The 8,257-nt window shown below is 66.6% G+C and carries 1 protein-coding gene; it reads left to right on the top strand.

Annotated features, from left to right (window positions below):
• Positions 1-285: 285 nt before the first annotated feature.
• A partial coding sequence (locus IEY17_RS22765) for a hypothetical protein (RefSeq protein ID WP_229680507.1) occupies positions 286-8,257 on the top strand: 7,972 nt, incomplete at its 3' end.

The raw sequence follows: 8,257 nt of genomic DNA, 5'->3' as shown, positions 1-8,257 counted from the left end.
GTGTATACGCCGGTGGGGTCGCGGGGTGCGGTGGCGCAGGCCGGGCCGGCTCGTGGGGAGTTTTCCGGTGGGCAGCGGGTGGCAGCGCAAGGGGCTGCCGCATACGACTCAACCGGATGGGGAGGCGACCGTTACGGGCCCGTTTTTCAGGGCATTGACAGTGCTGGCCGCGAGATCACCTTCGATCTCAACGAAGTGAGGTTGAGGTATGGTTGGGAGCCGAAGGGCAGCGCTCGGCCCGCGCACTTCTTGATGCTGTCGGAGGGCAGTGAGTCCGCTCAGCGTGTGCACAAGTGGGCGGGCAACATTCGGCGCCAGCTGCGGGTGGTGCGCACGCTTCCTGGTGACACGACAGAGCAGGCATTGCTCAGGAGCAGGAACAGGAAGCGTGGCGAGATCGACGCGCCCTTCGAGGTCCCGCTCGTTGTTGCTGTTCATTCCGTCGGCGACAGGGTCGTCCTTCCGGTTGACCGCGGTGATGGAGTCGAGAATGTGCAGGTCACGAGGGACACGGCGGCCAAGTGCATCGGTGGCCTTGTGCAGGGCTACGACTCGGTGTTCCTGCTGGTCCCGGAAAGTGAGCAGGCCGACTTCGCGGTGAACCTGGCCCAAAAGATCGTCGAGCAGCGTGACAATCTCGTCGTCTACACCAGCGCGGGGACGACGCATGTGACCCCCGACGGCAAGCTGGTCGTCATGGGCAACGCCGGCCTGGTGACCGTGAAACGGCAACTGTTCCTCGACTTCCTCTCCGCCACGCGGGTCGAACCCCTGCGAACCACCCGGTTCACCAATGCCGAGCAAGACGCCATTGATGAGCAACAGGCGGCTGCCGACCAGTCTTCCGATGATGAGTCGGTTGTCGAGTCTGTTTTCGATGTTGCGCCCGCTTCCGATGTCGAGTCGATTTCCGATGTTGCGGATATTTCCGATGATGAGCCGATTTTTGATGATGAGTGGAATTCTGATGATGAGTCGATATTTGATGATGGGTGGCATTCCGATGGTGGGTTGACCGTTCCGGAAGGTGGGCTCAGCAGGTCGCCTCTCGTGGGCATCGGTAGTTCTGGTCATGAGGTCGAATTTGCCCCCGAGAACGTGGTGTTCAGGCGGAAGCAGGGGGACTCCGCTCGGCCCACGTGCGTCTCCTTGTCGGCTTTCAACGAAATTCCCTGGCTCGTGCGGCAGTGGGCGAACAACATCGGGAGTCAGCTGCGGGTGGTGCGCACGCTTCCTGGGGAGACGGTGGAGGAGGCATTAACCCGGAGTCAGTACCGGAGCCGTGGCGAGATCGACGCGCCCTTTGAGGTCCCGCTCGTCGTTGCCGTTCACCCCGTCGGCGACATGGTCGTCCTCCCGGTCGACCGCGGTAATGGAGTCGAGAATGTGCGGGTTACGAAGGAAACCGCGGCGGAATACATCAACAGGACTTTCCCGGGCTACGACTCGGTGTTCCTGCTGGTCCCGGAAGGTGGGAGGCCCGACTTCGCGGTAAACCTGGCGCAAAAGATCGTCGAGCAGCGTGACAATCTTGTCGTGTACACCAGCGCGGGGACGACAGATCTGACCACCGACGGCAAGCTGGTCGTCCTGGACAACGCCGGCCTGGTGGCCGTGAAGACGCAGCTGGACCGACGCGACACGCTCTATCCCGACTTCGCAGTCACCACGCGGGTCGAACCCCTGTGGTCCACCCAGTTCAGGAACACTCCGGTGTACGTGCTGCCCAGGTCAGCGGTAGGCGTTGGGGAGAACGAGTCGCTCGGTCCGGTCGGTTCACCGGACGTGCTGCAGCGGATCGCTGATGTGGCCGAGATCGTCGAACCGGACGACCTCAAGGTCGGGAAGGCAGAGGTCGAGCGGCACCCGGCGGAGTCGAGGGTCACCTACCTTACCGACGGGCAGCGCAGGATTCGGCTGACTCCGCGAGTCGTCCGGGCATGGCTGGCCGAGAACGGCATCACCTACCCGCGGGGCGGTGGCATAGCGCAGGCCGTCAGGATCTATACCGCCGACCCGGTGGATCCGGAGAACACGCCCGAGCCTCGTGAATACCGGATCGACGAGGCGCAACGCTTCTACGACACGGTTCGCCAGCTGGCCGCTGAGCACCACCTGGCCGAGCAACGGGGACTGGCGAACGCGATCAACAACCTGACGGATCAGGTCGTAGAGGCATTTCCGCCGGATCAGTACACCTATGTGGACTTCGGTCGCAGCACGGCGCTCATCGCCGCTCTCCAGGCCCGTGGCCACAACGCGATCACCGTTCCGGTGTCGAATTTCCCGATGGACAAGGGCCTGTACGAAACCTTCGTGGAACAGAATCTCCACACGCCCTCGTCGCGGCATGAGACCGTTCTCCAGGAGCACTTCGACGAGTTCCTGAAGGATTTGCCCGCAGACCGCGACGTGCTGCTGCTTGACTTCGCTGCGTCCCCATTCAGTGTCATTACGGCGCAGTACCTTGTCCAGCGGCATCTCAACGACCCGCATAGCGTTGTCGAGGGCGCGCCTGCTCCGACGGTGTACGCGCTCGCCATGTGTCCCCTCGACAACGTCCACGAGATCGAGGAGGTCCGCAACAGCATCCTCGACGATTCCACGTCCGACCAGAGGCTCCGCGATCTGTGGGAGCGTCTCCACCTTCTCCCGCTGGACCCCAATGTGACGGGGCTCGAGTACGTCGAGCTGCTCGCAGAGACGTCCATGGGAGCCGACCAGCGTCCACAGGACGGCTCCCGGATGCCGCAGCAGGAGCGATCGGCGACGGGTTACGGTGGTGCGTTCCAAGCCGCGCTGGGGGAACCATCGAGCCCGGCCGGTAGCGTGCCAGCTGGCATCGTGACGGCGGAGCGGACCGGCGGCCTGGAAGGGACCGGCACCACCTGGGACCCCACCGCGGCCATCGCCGACTGGGATCCCACCCAGGGAATCCAGGACTGGGATCCCACCCAGGGAATCCAGGACTGGGATCCCAGCCCGTCCGACATCCCATCGGTTCACGACACCGGCCAGATCGAGACTCAGGCGTCGACAGGGCCGTCGCAGCCCGACGTCGACCCGCTGATCCAGGCCCGGATCGAGCAGTGGCAACCGGACGGGCTGATCGACGGTGCGGCGCTGCGGGCGAAGATCAAGCAGCTCGTCGCCCCCGATGACGAGGTTCTGCAGCAGGTCATCGACAAGCAGTTCTCCGACGAGAAGTTGGCGGAGAAGTGGTCGCTCGGGCTGGAGGGCATGCACATCGAGAACCTCGGGCTGCACGCCGGGCGCGGCCCCGAGGTGATGCTCACGGTCGTCGGCCTGTCCAAGCCCACCAATCCGCACGAAGTGGCGGCCGATACGACGCTCGGCGGCGCCGGGACCTCGGTGCACTCCGGGGCGTCCAGCAGCCGCGCCGTGGTCGGCACCGGGCCGTTCCATTTCCGGGTGCCGACGCCGTTCGTCGTTGTCGCCGGGACGATCTCGGGCCTGTCCGCGAACAGCCGCGGATCAAACCTGAGCGCTTCCACCGAGCACCGGACCTCGACGAAGGTCACCGAGCACAACGCACCCGTGACCGTCGCCGACCACAAGGCGACCTATTCGATCGTCGTGCGCGAGGGACACGGCCGTCCGTGGCGCGGCAACACCAGGTCGCAAGCCGAGATTTCGGTTGATGTGTCGCTGAAGTCGGTACCGACCGAGCCGGACGGCGGCAGGCCGGGCCACCCCGACGCGATCGAGCACGCCAAGATCTCCGGCATCGGTGACATCTACCGGTCCGTGCAGAGCGCCATCGGCCGCGAATTCGCCGAAAACGACCCCGAAGCCAGGAGGTTCCGCGACGTTCTGGAATCCCTGGACGACCGGGCCAGGGAGGTTTACCGCGGCCGGTTGTACCTGGGGTCCTTCCACTTCAAGGGCGTCGGCTCCCCGATCGACATCACCCTCGCCGTGGCCGACGTCGGACGGCACCAGCTGCCCAGCGTGACCGCCACCGTCGAGCGGACCAGCTATGTTTCCGGCAAGACCGTTTCGGGCAAGTCGGTCACCAGCAAGGCCGGTGGCTTGGGTTTCATCGGCGGCGGCGACATCACCGGGCTCGTCGGCGGGGCCGTCGGCCCGCACATGGGCCGGGTCCGGACCCACGCCACCAGCAGCGCCACCACGGAGGTCTTCGGACGCGCGATCAGGACCAGGTACAGCGGTCCGCTGGACAAGCACCGGGTCAGCCACACGTTCGTCGTGGAGATGCAGCGCCGCGACGGAAAGCCGCTCACTTCACCCGACCAGAACGGCGACGGCGAACAACCGACCACCAGCACGATCAGGGCCGTCCCAGGTTCGGCGACGCTGTGGATGAAACCGAGCAGCGCCGCGCAGCACGGCTGGGCCGACAACGTGGCCTCGGCACCCGTACCGACGACAGCCCCGGCGAAGGCGAAGGAGGAGCTGGAACAGATCCCGCACCGTGCCGACGCGCGCTACGCGATGCCCGACGCCACGGTCGACATGCTGGTCGGTGCCGCGTTGACGAAGATCCAGGCCAAGGGGCAGATCGGCTCGGACGACCTGCAGCGCGTCAGCAAGGAGTTCCGGACCTTCGTGCGCGATCACGGTCGCGACATCGCCGAGGGCGGTGGCGCTCGGTTCCCGCTGAGCGCGTGGGTGCGCGGCGCACCGGACGTGTTCATCAAGGGAACCATGCACCCGTCGGATGCCGAGGCCACCGACGGGGACGACCGGGAAACCGTGGAGACCGAACTCGCCGCCGGCCACGCCCGCGAGGTCGAGCTGACCCGCGGGAAATCGAACGAAAAGGGCATCACGACCGTCGCGGGGATCCTCAACCTCGTCTGGCCCAGCCTCATGGTCAGCAGGCTGAAGAAGGTCACCCACGGCGGGAAGATCCAGCAGAGCACCGGCCGCAGGCGGCTGTTCACCGCCAAGCGGTCGGCGGAGAATTACCGGTACCGGACGACCTTCGACGTCCGGATCGGCGGCACCTGGTCCTCTCCGGGCGAGCAGATTGGTGTCAACGACGAAGGTGTCTCCGAGCTCGTCGGAGACGTCGTCGTGTCGGTGCCGAGCCAGGTTGGGGTCCCGCTCGGCGGATCGGACGACCACCGCAGCGAACCCACCGAAGCCCACCCGGTCTGGCACGATGGCACGCCGCCGGTGCCGGAACGCAAAGGTCAACTGCCCACGGAATTCGAGCTGGATGCGGCCAGGCCCGTGCCCGACCTGCTGCCAACCACGGCGACCATGCTGGGCAAGACCCCGGTTGCGAGCTGGAAGGAATGGCTGCAGACGCCGTTCGTCGGGCGCCAGCCGGTTGCGCTCGACGAGCACAGCAGCCACCCGGTTCATCTCGCGGCGAACGAGCAGAACGAGCGCAACGCCGCGCTGAGCGCCCTGGAGAACTTCGCGAACGTGGACGCGCGGATGGCACGGTTCGACCGCGCCGCCCTGGGGCAGCACTCCGTGCAGCTGAAGACCCACAACCACGGCGGAATGCTCGGTTCCCGCGAGCTGTTCGGCACCGCGGCCCTGCTGACGACCCTGAGCAACCCGACCATCGTGCGGCGCGACGACAGCCACGAGTTCCGCACCGACGCACACCGGTCGACCGCGACGGTGAAGGAGGACAAGGCCCCGAAGGGATGGAGTGCGCTGTTCAACGTCACCCTCATCCTCGGGGTTGCGCAGGCCCTGCTGATGGGCGTCGATGTCAACACCGCCTTCCGGAGCATGCGCGGCAGGTCCGGCGAGGTCGCCAGGAAGTCCAAGACGACCGAGAAGCACACCTACCGCGAACGCGGCTACCTGGTCCGCTACGAGGCCACCCACGTGGTGCGGACCTCCGTGCGGCGCCGGTGGCAGACCGCCTTCCACTCGCTGCATGACGGCAGCTCCACCAACAGGGCCAAGTGGGTGACCGTGCCCCGGGCGGTGGAGGTGTGGGTCCCGGCCAGCCAGATCCACCAGGTCGGTGAGCTGACCAATGCCGAGCTGGCGAAGCTCACCCCACAGGACGCCGACCGGTACCGCGCGAACCACGTGGTCGCCGCGAACACGGCCGAAACCCGGTCCGGCGCGGATCACGACGCCGGCGACGCGGCAACCGACACCCGGGCAAGCGCCTCCGCCCAGCGTCCGTCCGTGCCGACCGGGCCGAACGGCAACGAGGTGCGGCCACCCGCCAACGTCGGCCAAGGTCGCGGCGAGGTCAGCCTGAACCGGCTGGAGGCGGGCCGCGAACTGGCCGCGAAAATCGCCGGCGCGATCGAGCAGTGGACCCAGCAACAGCACACGGCCCGGGTGGACGAGCCCCTGCGCGTGAAGCTGTTCGCACCACCTGGTCTGAGCCACTTCGAGGCCCTGAACGACTCGCTACGGCACGACGAACTGGACCCGGATTTCGGCTCGGCTGACGCGCACCTGGCGGTCGAGCGGATCCTCAACGGCGGACTGCCGGTTTTCGGGTCCGCCGACACGCCGTTCGGCAAGGTCGAGCAGCTCATCGTGGTGCGCGGCCTGCTCGGCGACGGCAGGTACGACAACACGATCGAACCGACCGGCGAGCAGGAGCACAAGGCCATCCTCCGCAAAGTCGCTGCCGCCGACAGCGAAACGATGTTCCGGGCGGGTGTCGCGACCATCCTCTACCCGTTCACCAAGGATCACGCGACCTTGTTGTCCTTCGGGGTGCAGGGAGAAGTCACCCGGCACAAGGCCGAGGAGTTCGACCAGAAGCGAACCGATGCCGTGACGATGCCCGTGAACGGCACCCACCACCAGTTCGTGCACGACCTGATCATCCAGCTCGACATCTACCCGTACGCGAGCGCGGGAACCTACCGCAAGTTCATCGCGAACGCCCTGTCGCAGCCGACGAGTTTCGGCGAACCGTGGCGCGCCGACCCGATCGTGCTGGAGGGCGCCGTGCGGTCCACGGTGCGTGCCGAGGAAACGGTCGAGGCAGGTACTCCGGAGCACGCTCCGATCGCCGTGAAGCAACATGGGCTCTGGCAGTGGCAGTTCGCCAACGGCCGCCCGCTCGGGTTCTCCGACAACGCGATCGTCCACATTCGCCCGTTCGAGGCGCCAAAGCTCCGCGCGACGGTGCAGGAACTCATCAACGGCGATGCGCACTCCGGGCGGCCCGCGCTGCGCCCGAAGACGGCGTACGAGCTGCTCACCGCCATCACGGTCGACAACATGCGGACCAACCTGCCGGCGATGGCCTCGCGTGGCTATGAGATCGAGCCGACGACCGGAGAACTGCAGAAGCTGCGGATCACCGTGAACATGACGCGTCCCAGCCTGCTGGAGGTGGCCGAGCAACCGCTGGAGCGGAACAGGGGCGCGAAGGACGACGTGAGGTTGACGGCCGTCAAGCGCTTCGGGGTGCTGCCCAACGCGGTGGCGCAGTTCCGTGAGCAGGGGATCGAAGGCGTGGCAATGCGCCCCTTCCAGCAGTACCTGGAGGCGGAGAACGAACTGTTCGGCTTCACCTTGTTGAGAAACGAGTTCGGCGCCTCCGCCGAGAACTCGAAGCACAGCGTCGCCACGACCAGGTACCGGGTTTCCGTGGTGCCTCACTGGCGGATCCGCCCGTACTACCGGGGCGAGGACATCCCGGCCGCCGCGAAGAAGACCATCAGCACCGGTCCGGACGAGCCGATCGAGATGTGGGTTGACCGGCAGGGACTGGCCGACCTCGGCTTCACCGACGACGACCTCAGGGGCTACGAGCCCCCGGAACGTTTCGCGCCGCACACCGAGCCCCCTGCGGTGCCGTCCTCCTCGCACGGCACCGCCGAGGACCCGTCACTCGCGACGAGCGAGACATCCGACCACGCCCAGCCCGAGCAACAAGAGTTCCGGGCTCGTTACCCGCAGTTGTGGGGTGTGAACGGGGAAAAGTACGCGCAGCGGGTGCCGGGGCATACGGCGAACTGCGGGCAGGCGTTGATCGCCGCGGAGCAGACGGTTGTCAATGTCCGGTCCGGTAATCCGGCGGGCGGCGTCACGGTTCCGGCGGTCGGCGGTGAACCGATGACGGTCGGTGCGCTGGCGCAGCATTTCGGCGCGCGACCAGTGTGGGCGTCCCGGGAGATGGTCGAGGCACATATGAAGCGCCAGGACGCTGGTGCCATGGGCGCGGTGTTCCTGCGAAGCAAGGGCGGCATGTTGCATGCCGTGATGGCCGAGAAAGGACCGGACAGCGCCGAGAACGCGGGCGAGGTGCGGTTCCTGGATCCGCAGC

Source organism: Saccharopolyspora thermophila (genome assembly GCF_014646075.1).
GTDB classification, from domain to species: domain Bacteria; phylum Actinomycetota; class Actinomycetes; order Mycobacteriales; family Pseudonocardiaceae; genus Saccharopolyspora; species Saccharopolyspora thermophila.
Note: the sequence above shows the minus strand (reverse complement) of the source record. Positions and strands in the feature narration are given on the sequence as shown.